The sequence below is a fragment of the Phaeobacter sp. genome, from assembly GCF_022825805.1.
GTDB lineage: Bacteria > Pseudomonadota > Alphaproteobacteria > Rhodobacterales > Rhodobacteraceae > Phaeobacter.
The window spans coordinates 26,703-48,981 of record NZ_JAJDWC010000111.1 but is presented as its reverse complement, the minus strand read 5'-3'; the positions used below and the strand labels follow the sequence as shown (position 1 = coordinate 48,981).

20 protein-coding genes are annotated in these 22,279 nt (G+C 59.9%); 9 read left to right on the top strand and 11 right to left on the bottom strand.

What is annotated here, in order from left to right:
- Positions 1 to 215 precede the first annotated feature (215 nt).
- From Q0C28_RS12790 to guaA, 4 genes are all read right to left on the bottom strand, one after another.
- Positions 216 to 1,118, bottom strand: a complete 903-nt coding sequence (locus Q0C28_RS12790) for a DMT family transporter (RefSeq protein WP_293576397.1) — start codon at positions 1,116 to 1,118, stop codon at positions 216 to 218.
- A 154-nt stretch (positions 1,119 to 1,272) separates the two neighbouring features.
- Positions 1,273 to 2,043: a TylF/MycF/NovP-related O-methyltransferase gene (locus Q0C28_RS12785; protein ID WP_293576395.1), complete on the bottom strand. Its 771-nt coding sequence runs from the start codon at positions 2,041 to 2,043 to the stop codon at positions 1,273 to 1,275.
- Positions 2,036 to 2,734, bottom strand: a complete 699-nt coding sequence (locus Q0C28_RS12780) for a phytanoyl-CoA dioxygenase family protein (protein ID WP_293576393.1) — start codon at positions 2,732 to 2,734, stop codon at positions 2,036 to 2,038. Before Q0C28_RS12780 ends, Q0C28_RS12785 begins: the two co-directional genes overlap by 8 nt.
- A gap of 223 nt (positions 2,735 to 2,957) precedes the next feature.
- Entirely contained in the window at positions 2,958 to 4,517 is a 1,560-nt protein-coding gene (guaA, locus tag Q0C28_RS12775; RefSeq protein ID WP_293576392.1) for a glutamine-hydrolyzing GMP synthase, read from the bottom strand.
- 407 nt (positions 4,518 to 4,924) lie between these two features.
- Between guaA and Q0C28_RS12770 the strand changes: the two genes are divergently transcribed.
- The gene (locus Q0C28_RS12770) at positions 4,925 to 6,478 is read left to right on the top strand and encodes a trimethylamine methyltransferase family protein (protein WP_293576391.1); all 1,554 of its coding nucleotides are present in this window, start codon (positions 4,925 to 4,927) and stop codon (positions 6,476 to 6,478) included.
- Here Q0C28_RS12770 and Q0C28_RS12765 read toward each other — a convergent pair.
- Positions 6,475 to 7,089: a DUF6477 family protein gene (locus Q0C28_RS12765; RefSeq protein WP_293576389.1), complete on the bottom strand. Its 615-nt coding sequence runs from the start codon at positions 7,087 to 7,089 to the stop codon at positions 6,475 to 6,477. The two genes, Q0C28_RS12770 and Q0C28_RS12765, sit on opposite strands and share 4 nt — an antisense overlap.
- 237 nt (positions 7,090 to 7,326) lie before the next feature.
- On the opposite strand from Q0C28_RS12765, the gene Q0C28_RS12760 reads away from it, so the two are divergent.
- Positions 7,327 to 8,577 (top strand): DUF6456 domain-containing protein, encoded by a 1,251-nt coding sequence (locus tag Q0C28_RS12760; RefSeq protein WP_293576387.1) that lies wholly within the window; start codon positions 7,327 to 7,329, stop codon positions 8,575 to 8,577.
- A gap of 36 nt (positions 8,578 to 8,613) precedes the next feature.
- Entirely contained in the window at positions 8,614 to 9,543 is a 930-nt protein-coding gene (locus tag Q0C28_RS12755) for a hydrogen peroxide-inducible genes activator (RefSeq protein WP_293576385.1), read from the top strand.
- 179 nt (positions 9,544 to 9,722) lie between these two features.
- Here the strand turns inward: Q0C28_RS12755 and Q0C28_RS12750 are convergent, their stop codons facing one another.
- Positions 9,723 to 10,271 (bottom strand): peroxiredoxin, encoded by a 549-nt coding sequence (locus tag Q0C28_RS12750; protein ID WP_293576383.1) that lies wholly within the window; start codon positions 10,269 to 10,271, stop codon positions 9,723 to 9,725.
- A 744-nt stretch (positions 10,272 to 11,015) separates the two neighbouring features.
- On the opposite strand from Q0C28_RS12750, the gene lipA reads away from it, so the two are divergent.
- Positions 11,016 to 11,966: a lipoyl synthase gene (gene lipA, locus Q0C28_RS12745; protein WP_293576381.1), complete on the top strand. Its 951-nt coding sequence runs from the start codon at positions 11,016 to 11,018 to the stop codon at positions 11,964 to 11,966.
- A complete protein-coding gene (locus Q0C28_RS12740; protein WP_293576379.1) occupies positions 11,963 to 13,108 on the top strand; it encodes an amidohydrolase in 1,146 nt (381 codons plus the stop codon). Before lipA ends, Q0C28_RS12740 begins: the two co-directional genes overlap by 4 nt.
- A gap of 234 nt (positions 13,109 to 13,342) precedes the next feature.
- Here the strand turns inward: Q0C28_RS12740 and hpt are convergent, their stop codons facing one another.
- Positions 13,343 to 13,888 carry a hypoxanthine phosphoribosyltransferase gene (hpt, locus tag Q0C28_RS12735; protein WP_293576377.1) on the bottom strand — a complete coding sequence of 182 codons (546 nt, stop codon included), beginning with the start codon at positions 13,886 to 13,888 and terminating at the stop codon, positions 13,343 to 13,345.
- Between the two features lie 73 nt (positions 13,889 to 13,961).
- Between hpt and Q0C28_RS12730 the strand changes: the two genes are divergently transcribed.
- A complete protein-coding gene (locus tag Q0C28_RS12730; RefSeq protein WP_293576375.1) occupies positions 13,962 to 14,411 on the top strand; it encodes a type II toxin-antitoxin system RatA family toxin in 450 nt (149 codons plus the stop codon).
- 89 nt (positions 14,412 to 14,500) lie between these two features.
- Here the strand turns inward: Q0C28_RS12730 and Q0C28_RS12725 are convergent, their stop codons facing one another.
- The 4 genes from Q0C28_RS12725 to Q0C28_RS12710 form a co-directional block, all read right to left on the bottom strand.
- Entirely contained in the window at positions 14,501 to 15,682 is a 1,182-nt protein-coding gene (locus Q0C28_RS12725; RefSeq protein WP_293576373.1) for an ammonium transporter, read from the bottom strand.
- Positions 15,683 to 16,029: 347 nt separating this feature from the next.
- Positions 16,030 to 16,527, bottom strand: coding sequence for a CinA family protein (locus tag Q0C28_RS12720; protein ID WP_293576371.1), 498 nt, complete (start codon positions 16,525 to 16,527; stop codon positions 16,030 to 16,032).
- A gap of 71 nt (positions 16,528 to 16,598) precedes the next feature.
- Positions 16,599 to 17,105 (bottom strand): phosphatidylglycerophosphatase A, encoded by a 507-nt coding sequence (locus tag Q0C28_RS12715; RefSeq protein WP_293576370.1) that lies wholly within the window; start codon positions 17,103 to 17,105, stop codon positions 16,599 to 16,601.
- The gene (locus tag Q0C28_RS12710) at positions 17,102 to 18,343 is read right to left on the bottom strand and encodes a bifunctional 2-C-methyl-D-erythritol 4-phosphate cytidylyltransferase/2-C-methyl-D-erythritol 2,4-cyclodiphosphate synthase (RefSeq protein ID WP_293576368.1); all 1,242 of its coding nucleotides are present in this window, start codon (positions 18,341 to 18,343) and stop codon (positions 17,102 to 17,104) included. The genes Q0C28_RS12715 and Q0C28_RS12710 overlap by 4 nt, the downstream gene beginning before the upstream one ends.
- 181 nt (positions 18,344 to 18,524) lie before the next feature.
- Here Q0C28_RS12710 and dusB point away from each other — a divergent pair, with 181 nt between their 5' ends.
- From dusB to Q0C28_RS12695, 3 genes are read left to right on the top strand one after another with little or no spacing between them, the layout of a single operon-like run.
- The gene (gene dusB / locus Q0C28_RS12705; protein ID WP_293576367.1) at positions 18,525 to 19,529 is read left to right on the top strand and encodes a tRNA dihydrouridine synthase DusB; all 1,005 of its coding nucleotides are present in this window, start codon (positions 18,525 to 18,527) and stop codon (positions 19,527 to 19,529) included.
- Positions 19,526 to 20,863: an ATP-binding protein gene (locus Q0C28_RS12700; RefSeq protein WP_293576366.1), complete on the top strand. Its 1,338-nt coding sequence runs from the start codon at positions 19,526 to 19,528 to the stop codon at positions 20,861 to 20,863. The genes dusB and Q0C28_RS12700 overlap by 4 nt, the downstream gene beginning before the upstream one ends.
- 3 nt (positions 20,864 to 20,866) lie before the next feature.
- On the top strand, positions 20,867 to 22,264 hold the full coding sequence (locus tag Q0C28_RS12695; RefSeq protein WP_293576364.1) for a response regulator: 1,398 nt from the start codon (positions 20,867 to 20,869) through the stop codon (positions 22,262 to 22,264).
- The last annotated feature ends 15 nt before the right edge of the window (positions 22,265 to 22,279 follow it).

Here is a 22,279-nt window from a genome sequence, read left to right as displayed (position 1 = left end):
CCCGCTTCGACGCGTGCGAACGCAGCAGCCCAAATCTCCAGTCGCCTACGGCTCGTTCCGATTTGGGCTGCTGCGGTACTAACTGAAGCGGACAATTGGCATGTTACCTACACCGGACAATTCAGAATGTTCTCGACATGTTTACGCAGGGGTAGGTAACGCAACGACGTTTTCCGCCTGTGACATAACTCGTGTAACGATTGGCTTGCCCCGTTTCAAACGACTGGCCGACGTCTTTCTTTGGAACGCAATTTTCCGGCTGCATCAAGTATATTGATGTAATTGGCCGAAAAAATCACCACAGCGCCAATCAGGATCCACAGATCCAGCGCCTCGCCATAAAGCACCATGGCCAACAGCGCGATGGTGGGCAGGCGCGCAAAATCAATCGGCATCACCACTGTGGCCGGTGCAATGGCCAGCGCCTGCGTCATGCAAAAATGCGCTGCAAGACCGGCGCAGCCGATGATCAGCACCCAGGGCAGCACGTCTGCGGTGGGCAGGGCCATGCGACCGTCCCACCCGGCGGTGATCAGCCCCATCACCAGCTGCATCAGCGTCAGCCAGAACAGGATCGAGGCAATCGGCTCATGGCGGGTCAGCTGTTTGGTGATGATGATCGTCAGGGCAAAGAAGATGGCAGAGGCCGCGGCCGTCACGATCCCGATATTGATGCTTTCCGGGCTGGGACGCGCCACAATCAAGATACCGACAAAGCCCAGGGCCGCGGCCAGAACACGGGGTCGGGTCAGCCGTTCGCCGAGAAGCAGGGGCGACAGAAGCAACGCCCATAGCGGTGAGGTGAATTCCAGCGCAAAAACCTGCGCCAAAGGGATCAACGTCACTGCGAAGAACCACAGGTTCTGTCCAGTGAAATGAGCCGCATTGCGCCAGAGATGGCGCCTAAGCCGGTCGCGCCGCACGTCACCCCAGCGGCGCGCCAGCGTCAGGCCCGCAAGCACAATCACCAATCCCACCGCACTGCGGTACGTCATGATTTCAAAGGTATCAAGCGCGCTCCCGGCTTCGCGTCCCGCGATGGCCATGGCAGAGAACGACACAATCGCCCCCACCATCCAAAGCGCCGCTTTGCCAATCTGCGCAGTCTGCTCTGCCATCGTGCCCTCAACCTGTCCGCGACTGAGGGGATAGGCAAAACCGAAGCCAGGTCAAGAGCTGTTGTCCCTATTGGACCAACGATGTCCGCGAAGATCATCAGTTTAGCATTTTTACATATGATGCGTTAGCCAACAGGTGCTTTTGCGGTTAGGGCTATTCAATCACCGCGTATGACACGTAACTATCAAAACTGAACCGCTGAATTTGAATATTGCTCAGTCCAAGGACTTCATCGACAGCACGTGTCTCACCCGGGAACATCTTCGCGTTCAATTCATCAAAGACAATAATCGCACCCTTCGGCATTCTTGGAACGAAAGTTTCAAGAAGAACCTTTGTCGGTTCGTAGAGGTCGACATCTAGATACAATAGACTGACTACCAGGTGCGGGTTGTCCTCGAGATAGGCAGGTGCGGTCTTTGCAATGTCACCTTCTACCAACTCTACCTTCTGGATATGGTTCAATGGGCGATTGAGATCGTAGGTATGAACCGCCTCTTTCACTCTGTCCAAGGGAGACCCCTTGAGTTCGCCAATTTTCGTCAGTGTACCGTCGTTGCCGCGCAAGTCTTTTTCATCGACGGACGGAAACCCACCAAATGTGTCAAACCCAATGATCTTGCGCGTGTGATTGGTCGGTTCCAATATGGACGAAAGTTTTGCCCAGGCCATCGTCCCACCACCGTGGAGAACCCCGCCTTCGACGATGGAACCGTTTACGTTAAGAATTTTTTGAAAGATCTCGTATTTCGTCAGGAATTTTGCAATCGACTGCCGGGAAGCGTATTTTGGAAACGCATCGAGGCGATCAACAATGCTGTCCGTATCCGAAAGAAAGAGATCTTCCATGGCTGCGAATTGATTCAAGTCGCCCGATGATTGATTTCGTGGTTCACGACTGTGTTTTATCATTGGTTCAGACATTTACGGTTCCTTTCATCAACGTCGAATGCGGTCCGGCAGTTGAAGATGAGTAGCGGAGTTGGATTGAGTAGCGGATCTGATCAGAAATGTTCAGATTTGACGAATGGATGAGGTATGAGCTGAAGAACAGCGCGCTGCCACGTTCCATTTCGATGATGTTTACGGGTTGATGAAAGATCCCAGTGGGCAGAGATTTCTTTCCAACTCGATATGTGTGCGGTATCGGTCCGGAACTGTGACTTGATGTCATGACCGACAAAGCACCAGTATGTGCAAATGTATCCTGTAGGGGGATCCAAACGGTTAGTTCTTGACTATTTCCCTGCACGTAGAAATCGTCTTGATGCCAGAAAGCGAGCTCTTTGTTTTCAAAGGGAACATCAATCCTGAGAGGGATCTTGTTGTAGAGCACGGGCGCGTCGATGAGCGATTTTACAACATCGACAATACTTCGATTGTGCCCAAGTTCGAGGATGCTTGGATGGTCCCTGATTGCATCATAAACAGAGGTAACAATCTCAGGCCTGTTTTTCGCAAGTTCAATCCATTCGGGATCTTGAATCGACTGCGATTGCGGTAAATGTTCGCGAATTTCACTCAGGATAAGTGCATCAATCGCCGACAGGTCGACAGATGAAAGAAGACCCTCTGAGAGATGCCAGCCCTGACGCTGGTAGTCCGTATCGTTCAAGCGACCAACCTTCCAATCTAAATCTTTGGCTTTGCAAAACACCGGAGCTCCCGTTGATCGGAAGCGCAACCCTAGGTCGTTGGAACAGATATCTCAAAAGAACCTAACTATTTTACTAATTTCGAAATAAATTTCTTCTCATTGGCGCACAGTGGGTCGCTCTAATGCTAAAGAGAAAACCCCGACCAATGGGCCGGGGTTTGCGTGTATTGGATTTTGGTGGTTATTCCCACTCGATCGTGCCCGGAGGCTTTGAGGTGATGTCATAGGTGCAGCGGTTGATGCCCTTGACCTCGTTGATGATGCGCGTTGCGGTTTCGCCGAGGAATTCGTGGCTGAACGGGTAGTAATCCGCCGTCATGCCGTCGACCGATGTCACCGCGCGTAGGGCGCAGGCGTAGTCATAGGTGCGACCGTCGCCCATCACGCCGACGGTGCGCACTGGCAGGATCGCGACAAATGCCTGCCAGATCTCATCATAGAGGCCATGTTTGCGGATCTGGTCGATGTAGATCGCATCCGCTTCGCGCAGGATCTCCAGCTTTTCGCGGGTGATTTCGCCGGGGCAGCGGATCGCAAGGCCTGGTCCGGGGAAGGGGTGGCGGCCGATGAAGCTCTGCGGCAGGCCCAGTTCGCGGCCCAATGCGCGCACTTCGTCCTTGAACAGCTCGCGCAGCGGTTCCACCAGCTTCAGGCCCATCTTTTCGGGTAGGCCGCCAACGTTGTGGTGCGATTTGATCGTGACCGAAGGGCCGCCAGAGAAGCTCACCGATTCAATGACATCGGGGTACAATGTGCCCTGCGCCAGGAACTCGGCGCCTTCGATCGTGTTCGCATGTTTCTGGAACACATCGATGAACAGCTTGCCGATGATCTTGCGCTTGGTTTCCGGATCCGACTGACCGTCCAGCTCGCCCAGGAACAGCTCTTGTTCATCCGCGTGGATCAGCTGAATGTTGTAGTTGTCCCGGAACATCGAGACCACTTCTTCTGCTTCGTTTTTACGCAGCAGGCCATGATCCACAAAGACACAGGTCAGCTGGTCGCCAATCGCCTCGTGAATGAGGATCGCGGCAACAGAACTGTCGACCCCGCCGGACAGACCGCAGATCACCTTCTTTTCGCCAACCTGCTCGCGGATCTTTTCGATCATCTGCTCGCGGTAGGCACCCATGGTCCAGTCGCCTTTGAAACCCGCCAGTTTGACAAAGTTCTCATAAAGCTTGGCGCCATTGGGGGTGTGGTGCACCTCGGGGTGGAATTGCACCGCATAGAAGTGGCGCGACACATCTGCCGTGATCGCGTAAGGCGCATTGGGGGAGGTGCCGTAAACCTCAAAACCGGGAGCGATTTCAGATACATGGTCGCCGTGGCTCATCCAGACCTGCTCGTCACCTTCGGTGAACCAGCCTTTGAGGATATCCAGCTCGCTTTTCGGGGTGACATAGGCGCGGCCAAATTCCGCGGTGCCGTGGCCGCTTTCCACTTTGCCGCCCAGCTGGGTCATCATGGTCTGCTGACCATAGCAGATGCCGAGGATCGGAATGCCGTAGTCGAAAATCTCCTGCGGCGCGCGCGGGCTGCCCTCGCGGGTGACGCTGTCGGGGCCACCGGAGAAGATCACCGCCTTGGGCGCGAATTGGCGCACAAAGTCCATCGTGACATTCTGATAGGGGTGGATTTCGCAATAGACATTGAGTTCACGCAGGCGGCGCGCGATCAGCTGCGTCACCTGGCTGCCAAAGTCGATGATGAGGAGGCGGTCATGGGCTGTATCGGTCATGTACGCGCCTTAGGGCAGTGGGCTGGTTTTCGCAAGGTCTTTGTCCTCTTGTTGGCATCAGCGCCTGCCAAAGACGCCGCCGTTGTACTCGACTGCCTCGATGCAGGGCGTGGAACAGCGCGGTGCGTGGTGCAGAGCCCTGGTTGAGGCGGGGCAATCACGGGTGCAACAGTCTGCGCCCCGATGGGTGCCGCAGCCGCCACCAAAAGCGGACTCCACCGCCCTTGCCAGATGGGCCGCGTGGGGATTTGTCGGGAATTTGACGAAACCTGCCTATAATTTGACGAAACCTGCCTATCCTGCCTATAATGTCGCTTTTCAACGTCAGAGGACGCAATCCTGCGGCGGCACCTTGGCAGAGGGTTGTAGGGGTTTCGCCAATGAAATGCCTGTGGTGAGGACAAACCATGACAGAAGCAGCTCCGGCAGCCCCCCGTCGTCGCGCCCGTGGAGGCGGTGGTGCCGCCCGCCGCGCTGAGCGCACTGGCGTCAAAATCGAGACCGCTAAATTTATCGAGCGCAACATCCCGAACTTCGAAGTTTTGAGCGAAGAAGCGCTGCAGCTTATTGAATATAACGCTGACACCATCCTGGAAGAAGTGGGCGTCAACTTTGTTGACAACCCCGCGGCACTGGATCGCTGGCGTGAAGCTGGCGCCACCGTCGAAGGCGAGCGGGTGCGTATCCCGCGTGGTCTGGCCCGCGAGCTGTGCAAGACCGCACCTTCCGAGTTCACCCAGCACGCGCGCAATCCGGAAAAATCCGTGGTTGTCGGCGGCAAGAACATGGTGCTGGCACCTGTCTATGGTCCTCCCTTCGTGCGCGATGCCAAAGGTGGCCGCCGCTATGCGACACTGGATGATTTCCAGAAGTTCGTGAAGCTGGGCTACATGTCCAAATGGCTGCACCATTCCGGCGGCACCGTCTGCGAGCCGACCGATGTGCCGGTGAACAAACGCCACCTGGACATGCTGCTGGCGCATATGACGCTGAGCGACAAGCCGTTCATGGGATCGGTGACAGATCCGAGCCGTGCCAAGGACTCCATCGAAATGTGCGAGATCCTGTTCGGCAAAGAGTTCGTGCGCGACAACACCGTGATGACCTCGCTCATCAACATCAACTCGCCCATGACCTTTGACGATGTGATGATGGGTGCGCTCGAAGTGTACGCCGCGCACAATCAGGCCTGCATCGTATCGCCCTTCATCGTGGGTGGCGCCATGGCGCCTGTGTCCGTTGCGGGCACGTTGACCCAGGTTCTGGCCGAGGTTCTGGCCGGTGTCGCCTACAGCCAGCTGATCCGTCCGGGTGCGCCCGTGATCTTTGGCGCAATGGTGACGTCGATCGACATGAACTCCGGTGCGCCGACCTTTGGCACCCCGGAAGCCTCGCACATCACCTATGGTGCTGGTCAGCTGGCGCGCCGCATGAACCTGCCGTTCCGTTCCGCTGGCTCTTTCTGTGGCTCCAAACTGCCCGACGCGCAGGCGGCCTATGAGACCGCGAACTCGCTGAATATGGGGCTGCTGTCTGGTGTGAACTTCCAATTGCACTCCTGTGGTTGGCTCGAAGGCGGTCTGGTGGCGGATTTCGAAAAATTCGTTATGGACGCCGATCAGCTGGGTGTTCTGCACGGGCTCGCCAAAGGGGTCGAGGTCGACGAGAACGCACAAGCGATGGACGCAATCCGCGAAGTTGGCCCCGGCGGTCACTACCTCGGCTGCGCCCACACGCAGGCGAACTTCAAGGACGCGTTCTGGAAGACCGAGTTGCTGGACTACAAGCCGTTTGAAACTTGGGAAGAGGAAGGCGCGCGCGACACTATGGTGCTGGCATCCAACCGCGTGGAAACTCTGTTGAACGCCTATGAGGCGCCGCCAATGGATCCCGAGATCTACGCGAAGCTGCAGGCCTATGTCGCTGAGAAGAAAGCGTCGATGGAAGACAGCTTTATCTAAGCGCTGATACCATTTGACCTGCGACGACAGGTTCTGAACGGCGGCTCCGATGGGGTCGCCGTTTTGCGTGGCGCGTGTGTTCCGCTTTTTTGTCTCTGGCTGACCGCTCTGGGCATGGTCTGTTGCGGGCTTGCCTGCACTGGTCGTTTCGGCGGGCGGCGGTGGGCAAGGCCAAGTGCAAGGCCTGTGGCAAAGTTAGATGAGATGTCAGGTGAGATGTCAGGTGAGATGTCAGATGAGATCTCAGGGGCCAGCTCGCGGGCGTGGCAATGCCTGCCGACTTGCGCCTGCGGCTGTCGATCTGCGCCACGGTGCTGCAGCGCCGCGCGACCCTCTGCCAGCGCCGCGCGCCCCTCTGCCAGTACCGCGATCAACACGGTCAGATGGGTGCGGACATCATAGCTGCCGTCTCCCAGGTGGCGGCGCTGTTCGTGATCCGTTTCCAGCTGCAACAGCCGCGCCAACCCGCTCTGCACCGGCGGCAGGGTGCTGGTTCCCAGAATGCGGCGCAAATCCCGTTTGCGGCGGTACTGCGCGGCACCAATCCGGGCTGCGCGCACCAGTAAAGAGGGCCGGTTGAGCTGCTGCACTTGGGTCAGGGTATCGGTCATCGTCCACTCCCATTTTTGCTGAAGGTGAGTCTCTCCTTATCACAACCTTGCCGGGTGTTGCGGGCAGGGGCTGTTCGGCGAACGGTCCGTTGGAGATTGATTGAGGAAAATTTGAAATTATTGATTCCTAAATCACACAATCGAACAAAAACAGATGGATAACAGCTTTGGAAAGGATCTTTAGCGCGAATTTTCTTGGTGGGAGTGGCGCCTCCTGATTTTGAAAGTGGGGTGAAAATGCAAACTATAGATGTATCATGTCTGCCGGATTGGGTGCCGGAAGAGGCATTTCGCTATCTGGAGCACACCGAAAAAGGCCGGTCGATCCGAAATCTGGCCAAACAGGCCGGCTGCCACCCGTCGACGGTGCTGCGGCAGGTGCGCCGGTTGGAGCGGCGTCGCGACGATCCGCTGGTGGACAGCGCGTTGAGCAATCTGGCCGCCAACCATTATGCCGATCGGGCCCGAAATCTCGGCTTTGGCCCGGCGCCGCTGTCGGCACGGTCGCTGGTTCACCAAAAGACAGGTGAGGGGGATTGCGAGAGCGAAGCGGCCTTTGACACGCAGGCACTGGAGGTGCTGACCTGTCTCAACTCCACCGGTGCCGTCCTGGCGATTGCCGATGGTATGGAAAAGGCGGTTGTGGTGCGCGAACCCACCGCCGGAGAGATTGGGGGCACCGCCAAGAAAATGGTGATCGAACGCAGCTTTGCCGAGGCGCTGGCGTTGCGGGACTGGATCGCGGGATCGGGGGGAGGGCGGCTCAATCGCTATCGCATCACCTCCGAAGGGCGCAGGGCTCTGAAGCGGATCATCGCGGCCTGTGAAAATCGGGAAAAACGCCGCCGAGAGGCCATCGGCATTGCAGGTGGCATCGCGGGTGGCAGCGTGGGCCGGGATTGGGTGGCTGACGCCCGCGACAAGGATGGCCCCGACGCGGCACGGTCGCGGCGGCGGCGGTATCGCGCACGATACGGTCTGGCCGAAAGCCCGCTGCATATGTTGGCGCGGCTCACCGATCAGGATGGTGTGCCCTTTCTCAGCGCCGATCTGGTGCGCGCGGGCGAGCGGTTGCGCGAAGATTTCGAACTGGCGCAGGTCGCGCGCCATCTGTCGGTCAAGCGGCAAGAGCCCTATGCCCCGATTGATCTCTTGTCTGATCCGCCTGCCGTGGCACGAGATCTGGTCGCGGACGCTGAACAGGAGGCTGGTGACACGCTGACAGTCATGCCCAGATCGCGGCGCAACCGGCGACCGGGCGACGCCGCGGTCGAGGCCGAGGAGCGCGCCAACAAAGCCTTCGAAGCCCTGGGCGCGGGACTGAGCGACATCGTGTTTCGCTGTTGCTGCCAGATGGAAGGGTTGGAAGCGGCCGAGCAGCAGCTGGGCTGGTCGGCGCGATCGGGCAAAATCGTCCTTCGGATCGCTCTGCAGCAGCTGCAGCTGTTCTATGCGGGACAGGCGGCACCTGATGACATGATTGGCTAGGCTTGTTGATTGGGGCAGATCTGATAAGAGGGGCTTATGAATTTTACCCTGCGCCAGCTCAGCTATTTCCGGTCCTTGTGCCAGCACCGCAACTTTGGTCGCGCCGCCGAGGCGGTGCATGTGTCACAGCCTGCACTGTCAGTGCAGATCCGCGGGTTGGAAGAGATCATGGGCGGGCCGCTGGTGGAACGGCGCGCTCGCGATGTGGTGCTGACGCCGCTGGGACGGCAGGTCTTGGATCTGGCTGATCACGTGCTGGAGGCCGCGCGCGATCTGGACCGTTTGGCACGGGATCAGGGCCATGGGCAACGCAGCCTCGCCCTGGGGGTGATCCCGACGCTTGCGCCCTATCTGTTGCCGGGCACATTGGCGCAGCTGCGTGCGCTGGATGTGCAGCTGTTGGTGACCGTGCGGGAGGCACGGACCGAACGCCTGTTGCAACTGCTGCAGGATGGGGAGCTGGACGCCGCGGTCCTGGCGCTGCCGAGCGGCGTTGAAAATCTGGTGGAAGCCGAACTGTTTCGCGACCATTTCCTGCTGGCAGGATCGCGCAGCCGATTGGCGCAGATGGATGAGCTGGACAATCAGATGCGCCCCACCGACCTGCGCACCGAACAGTTGATGCTGTTGGAGGACGGCCATTGTCTGACGGATCAGGCGCTGGAGGTTTGCGCCATGACACGGGCCTCTTCGGCGATCAATATGGGGGCGGGATCACTGGGGACGCTGTCGCGGCTGGTGGCGGCGGGTTTTGGTCTGACCTTGATGCCGGAGTTGGCGGCGCAGGCGGAATGTGACGCCGCAACCGGGCTGTCGGTACGCCGGTTCCCCGCGCCGCAGCCCTATCGGCGGATCGGGCTGGTGCGACGCGCCTCCAGCGCTGGGGGCGATTGGTTTGACCAACTGGCGCGGGTGGTGCGCGAGGTCGGAGAGACGATCATTCACGACAGCCGTGCGCGGTTCTGAAACAGCCTCGCAGCCGCATTAGGGCTTGGCGTTACCCGCAAAAGAAAACGGGCGCTGAAACAGCGCCCGTCTGATTTGTACGGTGTTTGTGGTGTTTTGTCTGTCTTGTGAGCGGCCAGCCGAGTGGTCTGACAAAGCCACGCGAGCCCAAAAACCAGGTCAGACAAAACAGCTGCCATTTAGGCGGCGACTTCGGCCTTGGCGGCTTTCAGGTGCTTCAGCAGGTTTTCAGGGGAGGACACGCCATAGGGGTCTTCGCCGTGGTTGTCGGACAGGCCGGGCTCTTCGAACCAGGCTTCGACAACGCCATTGTCTACGATGGCTGCATAGCGCCAGGAGCGGTTGCCGAAGCCGAGATTGTCCTTGGCGACCAGCATACCCATTTTGCGGGTGAATTCGCCGGAGCCATCGGGGATCACATCGACGTTTTCCAGCTCTTGCGCGCGGGCCCAAGCGTTCATCACGAAGCTGTCGTTCACCGACATGCAGTAAATCGCATCAATGCCTTCTGCGGTGAAATCACCATAGCCTTTTTCAAAGCCGGGCAGCTGGTAGGTCGAGCAGGTGGGGGTGAAGGCGCCGGGCAGCGAAAACAGGACAACGCGCTTGCCTGCGAAGTAATCGGCGGTGGTTTTGTCTTCCCAGCGGAAGGGGTTGTCGCCACCGATGGACTCGTCGCGCACGCGGGTGTGGAAGGTCACGTCGGGCAGTTGAACGCCAGCTTTCATGATGAAGCTCCTTAACGTCGATTTGATTGGATGTGAGTGTGTTTTCGCGGGTCGAGTTATAATAGTTCTAAGGCCAGTTCAACGGAAAAACGCTGCATGTGAAAAACACCTTTGAAGCGTCTAGAGGGTTGTGGATAAATGCAAATTTCTCCGAAAATCGTGCTTTTTTCTGCACCTGCACGGTGATCGCAAGCGGTTCCTGAGGCCGGGCTGCGGCCAGGTATCGCAGCAAGCGGCAAACAGGCTCTGATTTGCGACTCATTGCGCTTTTCTTCGGCGCTGTTTCGTCGGGAGTATCAGACCACGAACTGGCCCAGACCTGTGCTGGTGTCATGTCAGCCTTGTGCCCGTTGCAAAGCAGGGTTGCGTGGCTTGCGTGGGTCGTAGCCCGGTGTCGGCCGGGTCATGGGCAAGCGGTCATAAGGGATCTTGCGCGCTGATCACGCGCTGACCTCAGCGGAATGTCAGCGAACCGCATAAAAAATGACGAAAAACCCGCATGTTCTAGCAGTTTGGAAAGGAGTTTGCGTCAAGCTGCGCCGAAAGAGGCCGCGGAAAGATGTCAAAGGTTTGGGCAATATTCGGTCAAACGGGGCATTCTGACACGTGCCTGTCGTGCAGCGCGCAAGGCTGGTGACGTGAGCAGGACTGGTCCTGTAAGATCGGCCCTGCAATACTGGCGGTGTCAAACCCGCACAACTATGTTACGAAGAGTAAAGCACAAAAGCCGCAAGGGAACATTCCGTGAGAGATCTGAAAATCCCCGAGCAACGCCACCCGGAAAAGGCGCATCGCCCAGACAATGCGCAGCCCAAGAAGCCAAGCTGGATCCGGGTCAAGGCGCCAGGGGGCAAGGGTTATGCAGAAACGCATAAGATCATGCGCGACAACAACCTGGTCACCGTCTGTGAAGAGGCCGGATGCCCCAATGTGGGCGAATGCTGGAGCCAGGGCCACGCCACCATGATGATCATGGGGGACATCTGCACGCGGGGCTGCACCTTCTGCAACATTGCCACGGGTCGCCCCGATACGCTGGATGCGTTTGAACCGGGCCGTGTGGCCCATGCGGTGCAGAAACTTGGTCTGAACCATGTGGTTATCACGTCGGTTGACCGTGACGATCTCGAAGATGGCGGCGCGGATCACTTTGCCCAGACGATCCGGGCGGTGCGTCACCGCAGCCCCTCGACCACGATTGAAATCCTGACGCCGGACTTTTTGAAGTGTGCCCCAGATGTGCTGGAAACTGTGGTTGCGGCGAAACCGGATGTGTTCAACCACAATCTGGAAACCGTGCCGGGTCTCTATCCCGGTGTGCGCCCGGGCGCGCGGTATTTCCATTCCCTGCGCCTGTTGCAGCGGGTGAAAGAGCTGGATCCGTCGGTCTTTACCAAATCCGGCATCATGGTGGGCCTGGGTGAAAACCAGCAGGAGGTCAAACAGGTGATGGATGACATGCGCGCGGCGGATGTCGATTTCCTCACCATTGGGCAATATCTGCAGCCCACGCCCAAACACCACGCGGTGGATCGGTTCGTGACGCCGGAGGAATTCGCCGCCTATGAAAAAGCCGCTTATGGCAAAGGCTTTTTGATGGTGTCGGCAACGCCGTTGACGCGGTCGTCCTATCACGCGGGTGATGACTTTGCCCGCTTGCGTGAGGCGCGCAACAAAAAGCTCGGCCTGGCATGACGCCGGAACGTTTGGCGCAGCTGACCACGCTGCGCCAGGCTCTGCACCGGATACCGGAGGTGTCGGGCGCAGAGGAAAAGACCGCTGCATTCATCACTGAGTATCTGCGCGAGTTTGCCCCTGATCACCTGTTGACCGGCTTGGGTGGCCATGGCGTGGCGGCGGTCTATGACGGCGCAGCCGAGGGGCCGACGGTCATGATCCGCTGTGAGCTGGATGGATTGCCGATCCCAGAGCTGTCGGATCAACCCTATCGCTCGACCCATGTGGGGCGCGGGCATCTGTGCGGACATGACGGCCATATGACCATGGTTGCCGCCCTCGCAGAGGAGTTGTCCGCGACACGCCCTGCGCGCGGTCGGGTGGTGCTGATGTTCCAGCCGGCCGAAGAGACCGGCAAGGGCGCGCCTGCGGTTGTTGCGGATCCTGCTTTTGCTGACATTGCGCCGGATTACGCGTTTTCCCTGCACAATCTGCCGGGCCTGCCGGTTGGGCAGATTGCCCTGTGTTGCGGGCCTGCCAATTGCGCATCACGCGGGATGCGGATCCGGCTGAGCGGGCGGACCTCCCATGCGGCGGCCCCCCAGGACGGTGTGTCGCCGGCTGGTGCGATGGCGCAACTGCTGCCGGGTTTGGTCGCACTTGGCGGTGGCGCCGATCTGGGTGCGGATTACGCGCTTGTGACGTTGACCCATGCGCGTCTGGGCGAAGCAACCTTCGGGATCGCGCCGGGTGAAGGCGAGGTCTGGGCCACGCTGCGCACGGTGAATGACACCCGCATGGCGCGCCTGATCGAGGAGGCCACCGCGCTGGTGGCTGGGATCTGCGCGGATCAGGGGCTTGGCCACGATATCAGCTTTGACGATGTGTTTGAGGCCTGCACCAATGATGCAGAAGCCGCGGATCTGCTGCAGACCGCTTGCGCGCGCATTGGTTTGGATGTGGTTCTGCATGACCGCCCGCAGCGCTGGTCGGAGGATTTTGGCCAATTCGGCAAGGGGGCGAAGGCGGCGATGTTCTGGCTCGGCTCGGGCGAGGATCAGCCGCAGTTGCACAATCCCGACTATGATTTCCCAGATGCGGCGATCCCGGTCGGCGTGTCGGTGTTCCGCCAGGTGCTGCAAGAGATCCTGGCGTCCTGAGGGGGCAGCATTGCGGCGGGCCTGCGCCCGATCAAGGGGCCAGTTGGCCATGAAGTGTCTGTCCCGCGGAGGGCCGCGGGGCAAGGTCTATGCCTGAATGGCAGGCGACCTCAGGAACATGGCGCGACCGGGGTGCCTGCCGGGGTACCTGTGGCGCTGGTGTGCAGCCTGGATCCGCAGCGTTCAGCGCAGATCCGGGCCGCAGATCCAGGCCGCAGATCCGAGCCCTGGCCTTTAGTCTTCGCCTGTAAAGCGCACTTTGCCGATGTGGGGCAGGTTGCGGTTGCGCTGTGCGTAGTCGATGCCGTAGCCCACGACAAATTCATCCGGGATTTCAAATCCGATCCAGTCGGAGCGGAAATCCACTTCGCGGCGGGAGGGTTTGTCCAGCAGGGCAATGGATTTCAGGCGGGCGGGTTTGCGGCTTTGCAGCAGCTTCGTGACGTGGTTCAGCGTGTGGCCGGTGTCGACGATATCTTCGACCACCAGAACATCACGACCTTCGATTGCGCCGCGCAAGTCCTTGAGAATACGGACCTCTCGGCTGCTTTCCATCGCATCCCCGTAAGAGGACGCCTCCAGGAAATCGACCTCGATTGGCAGATCCAATTCGCGCACAAGATCTGCGATGAAAACAAAACTGCCGCGCAACAGGCCGACAACAACAAGCTTGTCGGTGCCCTGGAACTCCACCTGGATTTCAGAGCACAGCTCCTCGATCCGGGCGGCAATAGCTTTGGCTGAGATCATCACATCGATGACATATGGCCGCTGTGTCATGGGTGCCCCCTTGAAATTTTCGCGCGTTCATATGACATGACGCGCGTCGATCATAGCAGGAAATGCACAAAGAATGCCTACTCATTCAGAAACCCGGCCAATGCCTTACACCGCCCAGCAGATGTATGATCTGGTGGCAGACGTAGCGCAGTATCCGAAGTTTCTGCCCTGGTGCGCCGCGGCCCGGATCCGCAGCCGCACGCCGCAGGGCCCGGCCGTGGTGATGGAGGCCGATCTGGTGATTTCCTTCAAGGTGTTTCGCGAACGGTTTGGCAGCCGGGTGACGCTGTATGACGAGGACAAGAAGATCGATACCGAATATCTGGACGGGCCGTTTCGGTATATGAAATCGAACTGGGCCTTCGTGGACCGTGAAGACGGCGGGTGCGATGTGTCGTTCTTTGTGGATTTCGAATTCAAGAACGCGGTGCTGCAGGGCATCATCGGTGTCGTGTTCAACGAAGCGATGCAGCGGATTGTGCGCGCGTTCGAACGCCAGGCTGCTGCGCTTTACGGGCCATGAGATAGACGTCGCAACTCACGGATTGCAGTGGTGAATACGAAAAACGGGCCCGCGGTGCAGGCCCGTTTTCTGTGCAGCTGACAGGGCGATCAGCTGGTCATGTCATAGGCCCGTTCGCCATGGACAGAGATATCCAGCCCATTGGTTTCGGTTTCCAGATCGACGCGCAGTGGGGTGATCATGGCGACGAGTTTCACCAAAACCAGTGTCACCACCAAAGTGAAGACACCAACCACGGCGAGCCCGCCAAGCTGTGCCACCCACGCGCCCTGACCAAAGGCTGCGATCATGATCGTGCCGAAGATCCCGCCGACACCATGCACCGCAAAAACATCCAGCGTGTCGTCGATTTTCAGCGTGTTGCGCACCAGATTGACGGCTTCCTGGCACAGGACACCTGCCACTGCGCCGATCACCAGCGCCTCTACCGGGCCCACAAAGCCTGAAGCCGGGGTGATGGAAGCCAGACCCGCGATGGTGCCGGTGACCAGGCCCACCAGCGAGGCTTTGCCGTATTTGATCTTTTCCCACAGCGCCCAGGTCAGCGACGCGGTGGCCGCAGAGATATGGGTCACTGTCAGTGCCATGGCCGCGCCGCCATCTGCCGCGAGCTGGGAGCCGCCGTTGAAGCCGAACCAGCCCACCCAGAGCATGGCCGCGCCAATAAAGACATAGCCAGGGTTGTGCGGCGGTGTGGTGCGGTTCTTGCGCGGGCCCAGGCAGACCGCGATGATCAGCGCGGCAAGACCAGCGGTTTCATGCACGACGATGCCACCGGCAAAGTCACGCACGCCGATTTCGCCAAAAATGCCGCCATCGGCCATCATGCCGCCGCCCCAGATCCAATGCACAACGGGCGCGTAGCACAGCAGCATCCAGAGACCGGAAAACACCAGGACAAAGCCAAAGCCGACACGTTCGACATAGGCGCCGACGATCAGCGCGGGTGTGATGATGGCGAAGGTCATCTGGAAAGCAAAAAACAGCACTTCGGGCAGGGTGCCTGACAGGCTGTCGGCGGTGACACCGGACAGGAACATCTTGTCCAACCCGCCCCAGACGCCGGATGTGCCGCTTCCGAAGGCAATCGAGTAGCCAAAGGCGAGCCACAGAACGCTCATCAAACAGGCAATTGCATAGCATTGCATAAAGACGCTGAGCACATTTCGCGCCCGCACCAGACCGCCGTAGAACAGGGCAAGCCCCGGCAGTGTCATAAAGAGGACCAGGGCCGTGGCCACAATGATCCATGCTGTATCGGCTGCGTTCATCCGCTTTTCCTCCGCGCGTATCGCTTGCTGTCTGCAGGTTGGAAGGGTGATTGCGGAACTGCTGCGTCGAAAAAAGCGGCAGATGCGTTTTTCGCGCCTGAAAAACGGGCTTTTGTCAAAATGCCTAGAAAATAAGCGTGCGTTGCCGCCGGATGCATAAATTCCAACCAGCTTGGGAAAGACGGCAGCTGGGCTGTCGTTTGCGGCAGAGGACAGGGCGCAAATGCCTGCGGTTGCACCTGCGAGAACGGAAACGGGGTCCGCAAACAGAGCCCGGTAACGCCGCAGGTACGCAACAGCTATGCGACAGGTATTGGGGCGAGTGCCTGGTTTGGCGTGTCGAGGTGTCAGTGCGCCTGCATGAGGCGGTTCAGGATCAGGGACAGGGCGTGGTTGCGGGTCGCCGCACGCACGCCCGCGCGGCCAAGCGCGCCAAATTCGATGGTTTCAGCCAAGGTGCCGACACCGTCTTGCGCCAGTGCAAAACAGACCCGTCCTTCGGGCTTGTGTTCGGAGCCACCGGGGCCTGCGATGCCGGTGACCGCAACGGCCAGCGTGGTGGCGGCGCGGGTGCGCGCGCCTTCGGCCATCTGGACGGCGACCTCCTCGCTGACTGCGCCCACAGCGGCCAATGTGTCTGGGGTGACGCCGAGCATGTCGATCTTGGCCTGATTGGAATAGGTGACATAGCCCCGATCAACCACGGCGGAGGAGCCCGCCACATCGGTCAGCGCCGCTGAGATCATACCAGCTGTGCAGCTTTCGGCGGTGGCGATGGTGACGCCGCGCAGTTTTGCGGCGGCGATCACCTGTTCAGGCAATGGCGCGGTGGAGTTTGTCTGCACGTCAAACGCTCCTGTTGTTGAGGGGCTGCTGTTCCATGGCGGTTCTGAGCGAGGTCAGAGGAAGCAATTTCTTACAAGCCCAGAATCCCATGAGCGATCCCGGCCAGAACGGCCACACCGATGGCGGCCAACAGGCCTGCAATGATGTCATCCATCATCACACCTGTCGCGCCCTTTTGGCGGTCGGCCCAGCCCACAGGTCCGGGTTTCCAGATGTCAAACAGGCGAAACAACACAAAGGCCGCGATCCAGCCCGGCCAAAGCACGGTGATGTCGATCCCATGGGCCCAGGCCGGATAGGATATGGCCCAGAGCGCCACGAACTGGCCCGCCACCTCGTCCAAGACAAATTCTGACGGATCCATGTCCTCGCGGTTGCGGGTCATCGCTTCGGCGGCCCAGACACCGATCACCAGGCAGATCACGCTGGCCAGCGCCAGCAACAAAAAGCCGCCGATCTGATGCAGCGCATAGGCCATGGGCAGGGCCACAAGCGACCCCCAAGTGCCCGGAGCCGGGCGCAGGTACCCCACACCGCCCACAGTGCCAATCATACGGGCCAGACGATGTGTTGTCATGATTTCACCACGCAGGCGGTTGCGATGGCGGCAATCCCTTCACCGCGTCCGGTAAAGCCGAGGCGTTCTGATGTGGTGGCCTTGATCGACACTCGCGACACATCAACCGACAGGATTTCGGCGACGGCGGCCCGCATGGCGGGGGCGTGTGGGGTGATCTTGGGGAATTCGCAGACCAATGTGCAGTCGACATTGGAAATCTGATAGCCCTTGCTGCGGGTCAACTCAGCGGCATGGCGCAGGAAGATATCGCTTGCGGCCCCTTTCCACTGTGGATCGCTCGGTGGGAAGTGGCGGCCAATGTCGCCCTCGGCCAACGCGCCATAGAGCGCATCCGTGATGGCATGCAGGCCCACGTCTGCATCCGAGTGCCCCTGAAGGCCGCGATCATGCGCAACCGGCACCCCACAGAGGATCACCTGATCGCCCGGTCCAAACCGGTGCACATCGTAGCCGTTGCCGAGCCTCACATCCATATTGCCCCCCATGTTGCCCTTTATGTCTTCTCGGGAAGTGGTCCTGAGAATGCCAGCAGCCCGGTCGAAGTCTTCCGGGCGCGTGATTTTCATATTGTCCGGGTCGCCCGGAATGATGGTGACGTCAAGCCCTGCCAGACGCGCGACCTCCACATCATCGGCGGCATCACCGCCCGATGTGGCCAGTTTGTCATGCGCGGCTTTGATGGCGCTCAGGCGGAAGCCTTGCGGTGTCTGGGCCCCAAACAGCCCGCTGCGATCCTGGGTGCCTGTGACGTGCCCGTCGGACCCACGCCAAAGCGCATCGGTCACCGCTAGGGCCGGCGCGGCCGCGGCAGAGTGATCAAGTGCGGCGATGACATCATGGATGATGCGGCTCGACACACAGGGGCGTGCGGCGTCATGGATCAGCACTTTGGCAAAGCGATGCCTGTCAAGTGCCGCCAATCCACTGGCAACCGACCCGGCCCGCGTGGCCCCGCCGGAGGCCAGTGTGATGCCGTCTTGTTCTGCGAACTCCGACCAGGCGGCGGTGTCATCGGGTGACAGCACCAGCACGATGTGGTGCAGGCCAGCGTCGCGAAAGGCAGCCAGGGTCCAGTCGATCACGCGTTTGCCTGCCAGGGGCCGCCATTGTTTGGGCAGACCACCGCCTGCGCGGCTGCCGCGTCCCGCCGCGACGATCAGCACGGCCGTGTCATCTGTTTGGGTGGACGGGCCTGACCCTGCGATTTGGGTAGGAGAGGTGACGGGATGTGACATCAAAATCTGCTTTCAGCTTTCCCATTTGTTTAGGAGGTGATGCAAGGAGAGGCAATCACCCCTGCAGGTCTGCCTAAAAAATAGGCAAATGCTGCTTTATGTGGCCTTGCGAGTGGGCGTTTCATTGTCGCATAGCTGAAGGCTCCGGTAGAAACGTATCACATGCACAAGGATTAGGCAGTTGTCCTTCACTTTGGGAACCACATCTCTGACCCCTCCAATCGCGCTGGCCCCGATGGCCGGAATCACGGATCGTCCGTTTCGCGATCTGGTGCGCCGGTTTGGCGTCGGTTTGATGGTCAGCGAAATGGTCGCCAGCCAAGAGATGGTACAGGCCAAGCCAGGTGTGCGCGAACGCGCCGAATTGAGCGCGGATGTGGAAAACACCTCGGTGCAGCTGGCGGGGCGCGATGCATATTGGATGGCCGAAGCCGCGCGGCAGGTCGAAGACCAGGGCGCGCGGGTGATCGACATCAATATGGGGTGCCCGGCCAAGAAGGTTACCAACGGGTATTCCGGATCTGCTCTGCTGAAAACACCGGATCACGCGCTTTCGTTGATCGAGGCGGTGGTTGGCGCGGTGAGCGTGCCTGTGACGCTGAAGACCCGGCTCGGTTGGGACGACAATTGTCTCAATGCGGCGGATGTGGCCCGGCGGGCGCAGGATGCGGGCGTGCAGATGGTGACCATCCATGGGCGCACCCGTTGTCAGTTTTACAAGGGCCAGGCGGATTGGGCGGCGATTGCAGCGGTGAAACAGGCCGTGGATCTGCCTGTGTTGGCCAATGGAGATATTCTGGGCACCGAGACCGCGCGCCAGGCGCTGCAGCAATCGGGCGCAGATGGGGTGATGATCGGGCGGGGCGCACAGGGCAAACCCTGGCTGCTGGCCCAGGTGGCGCATGATATCTGGGGCAGCCCGGCCCCGGATGTGCCACAGGGGGAGGATCTGCTGCGTTTGGTCTGCGACCACTACGAGGCGATGCTGGGGTTCTATGGCCTCGATCTGGGCATCCGCGTCGCGCGCAAACATCTGGGCTGGTATATGGATGAGGCCGCAACGGCCACGCCTATTCGGCGCCGTGTGTTGACCGCAAAGGACCCGCAAGAGGTGTTGGCCTTGTTGCCAGAGGCTCTGCTTGGTGGCGAGGCGGCGGCTGCCTCGGGATCTGGGGCAGCAGCATGACGCGATCCAAGACTGGTCCCACAGATACTGATCCCACAGGTACTGGTGCCACAGGTGCTGGTGCTACAGATACAGGACCGACGAACGGCCTGACCCAAACGAGCGTTTCGGCTGTTGGTGCAAACACAGACACAGACACAGCGCCTGAAACCACCTCAACCGGATCCAAACAGGCCAACCAGACTGGTCAGGCAAATCAGGGGGCTGGGGACAGACCTGTGTGGCCTGCGCAGGACGCGGCACTCTGGGCCTCTTTGCCGATCCCGGCGTTTCTGATTGATGCGGCCAACACGATCTATGATGTGAATTCCGCAGCAGAGGGGTTTTTGAACACCTCACAGAAAACACTGCGGGGCCTGCCGGTCTGGGATCAGGTTGTGGTCGCCCCCTCCATCGCAGCAGCCGTTGATCGGGCGCGCAGCAATGGAACGCCCCTGTTTGTGAATGACATCGATGTCGGCGCACGGGGGCGCGCCCCATTGCAATGCAACGTTCAGGTCACCCGATTGCAAGGCGACGGGGATCTGATGCTGATGCTGCTGTCGCCACGTGAATTGGCCGCGCGGATGACGCAGAACCATTCGGCCAAATCCGCGGCGCAATCGGCCATCGGGATGGCCGAAATGCTGGCCCACGAGATCAAGAACCCGCTTGCGGGCATCACCGGGGCGGCGCAATTGCTGTCCATGGGGCTGAGCGGTTCGGATCTGGAGCTGACGGATCTGATCGTCAGCGAAAGCCGCCGGATTGTGAAGCTGCTGGAACAGGTGGAGCAGTTTGGCAACCTGTCGCCACCAGCATTTCGTGAATTGAACCTGCACGATGTGCTGGACCGGGCCCGCAGATCCGCTGTGCTGGGCTTTGGCGCACATATGACCATCATCGAGGATTATGACCCCTCCCTGCCGATGGCCTGGGGTGATGCGGATCAGCTGCTGCAGGTGGTGATGAACCTGCTGAAGAATGCCTCTGAAGCGGCGGGCGAAGCCGGGGGGACGATCCGGATCCGCAGCTACTATGAACATTCCTTCCGTCTGCGCCGCAGCGATGGCTCTGGTAAGCTGCTGCCTTTGCAGATTGAAATCCGCGATGATGGGCCGGGTCTGCCGGATGCGATCCGCGATGATGTGTTTGATCCTTTCGTCTCCGGGCGGGAGAACGGCACCGGGCTTGGGCTGGCGCTGGTCAGCAAGATCATCGCCGATCACCAGGGCTGGATCTCCGTGTCTTCGGAGCCTGGCAATACAGTCTTTCGTTTGTCTTTGTCGCGCGGGCCGCAGCCAGGTTCCCGCGGGCAGAGCGCTGACCCTCTTTCCCCGACGCAATTGGAGTAGACCATGGACGGCACCGTTCTTGTTGCTGATGACGATCGCACCATTCGCACGGTGCTGACCCAGGCCCTGACACGTGCGGGATGCAAAGTGCATGCCACATCCTCGCTGACGACGCTGATGCGATGGGTCGGAGAAGGCAAAGGCGATGTGGTGATTTCAGACGTGATGATGCCTGATGGCAATGGTCTGGAGATGCTGCCCAAGATTGCCGAGGATCGCCCCGGTTTGCCGGTGATCGTGATTTCAGCGCAGAACACCATCATGACCGCGATCAAAGCCACTGAGGCGGATGCCTATGACTATCTGCCCAAACCGTTCGATCTGCCGGAGTTGATGAAACGGACCGCCAAGGCGCTTTCCGAGAAACGCCCGCTGCACAGCGCTTCGCGCGGCGAAGGTCCGCGCAGCGCCGACACGATCGGGGAGGGGGCGGATGAATTGCCACTGGTGGGTCGTACCGAGGTGATGCAGGCGCTCTACCGGCTGGTGGCGCGGGTCATGAATACGGATATCCCGCTGCTGATCACCGGAGAGAGCGGCACCGGCAAATCCCTGATTGCCAGATCGATCCATGATCTGTCGGACCGGCGCACCATGCCGTTTGTGCGCGCGGAGGCCGCCGATCTGAGCGCCATCGATGGCCCGGCCAAAGTGCTCGCTGCCGCGCGGGGGGGTACGCTGCTGCTGGACGAATTGACCGATCTGTCCGAGGAGGCGCAGGCCCGCGTGGTGCGGATGATGGATGCGCCTGGTGACAGCCTGCCGCGGTTCATCGCAACCAGCCAGGAAAACCCTGCAGCAGCGATGGAGGCGGGTGCCTTACGTCAGGATCTGTACTACCGGATCAGCGGCACCGAATTGGCGGTGCCTTCCTTGCGGGCGCGGGTCGACGATATACCGCTGCTTTGTGCGCATTTTCTGACGCGTGCGGAAAACGAAGGCGCGCCCCATCGCCGATTGGGGGATGCGGCGCGCGAACCGCTGCGCCAATTTGCCTGGCCGGGCAATGTGCGCCAGCTGGAAAATGTGATCCGCCGTCTCGCTCTGACCGCGCGCAGCGAAGAGATTGCCGTGGAAGAGGTGGAAATCGCGCTGGGCGCGCAATCGGGAGGGGAGCCAGTGGTCAGCGGCGGTGCCACGCTCAGCAGTGAACGTCTGTCGGAATCAGTGGCGCGCCATTTGCAGCGTTATTTCGATCTGCACGGCGATATGTTGCCGCCGCCTGGGCTCTATGGACGCATCCTCAAAGAGATTGAAACGCCGCTGATTGAGATTTCGCTGGCGATGACCGGTGGAAATCAGGCCAAATGCGCCGATTTGCTGGGGATCAATCGCAATACTTTGCGCAAGAAGATCACAGATCTTGATATAGAGGTGACACGGCGGCGAAAGCTGATGTAATATAGCCACAGAACC

Coding starts and splice junctions, on each gene's coding strand:
- Q0C28_RS12710 (WP_293576368.1), bottom strand. CDS start 18,343: ATGTCACATCCCGTCACCTCTCCTACCCAAATCGCAGGGTCAGGCCCG.
- Q0C28_RS12730 (WP_293576375.1), top strand. CDS start 13,962: ATGCCTACTCATTCAGAAACCCGGCCAATGCCTTACACCGCCCAGCAG.
- Q0C28_RS12750 (WP_293576383.1), bottom strand. CDS start 10,271: ATGAAAGCTGGCGTTCAACTGCCCGACGTGACCTTCCACACCCGCGTG.
- Q0C28_RS12700 (WP_293576366.1), top strand. CDS start 19,526: ATGACGCGATCCAAGACTGGTCCCACAGATACTGATCCCACAGGTACT.
- Q0C28_RS12725 (WP_293576373.1), bottom strand. CDS start 15,682: ATGAACGCAGCCGATACAGCATGGATCATTGTGGCCACGGCCCTGGTC.
- Q0C28_RS12760 (WP_293576387.1), top strand. CDS start 7,327: ATGCAAACTATAGATGTATCATGTCTGCCGGATTGGGTGCCGGAAGAG.
- Q0C28_RS12740 (WP_293576379.1), top strand. CDS start 11,963: ATGACGCCGGAACGTTTGGCGCAGCTGACCACGCTGCGCCAGGCTCTG.
- Q0C28_RS12765 (WP_293576389.1), bottom strand. CDS start 7,089: ATGACCGATACCCTGACCCAAGTGCAGCAGCTCAACCGGCCCTCTTTA.
- Q0C28_RS12785 (WP_293576395.1), bottom strand. CDS start 2,043: ATGTCTGAACCAATGATAAAACACAGTCGTGAACCACGAAATCAATCA.
- Q0C28_RS12770 (WP_293576391.1), top strand. CDS start 4,925: ATGACAGAAGCAGCTCCGGCAGCCCCCCGTCGTCGCGCCCGTGGAGGC.
- Q0C28_RS12755 (WP_293576385.1), top strand. CDS start 8,614: ATGAATTTTACCCTGCGCCAGCTCAGCTATTTCCGGTCCTTGTGCCAG.
- guaA (WP_293576392.1), bottom strand. CDS start 4,517: ATGACCGATACAGCCCATGACCGCCTCCTCATCATCGACTTTGGCAGC.
- hpt (WP_293576377.1), bottom strand. CDS start 13,888: ATGACACAGCGGCCATATGTCATCGATGTGATGATCTCAGCCAAAGCT.
- Q0C28_RS12695 (WP_293576364.1), top strand. CDS start 20,867: ATGGACGGCACCGTTCTTGTTGCTGATGACGATCGCACCATTCGCACG.
- Q0C28_RS12790 (WP_293576397.1), bottom strand. CDS start 1,118: ATGGCAGAGCAGACTGCGCAGATTGGCAAAGCGGCGCTTTGGATGGTG.
- Q0C28_RS12715 (WP_293576370.1), bottom strand. CDS start 17,105: ATGACAACACATCGTCTGGCCCGTATGATTGGCACTGTGGGCGGTGTG.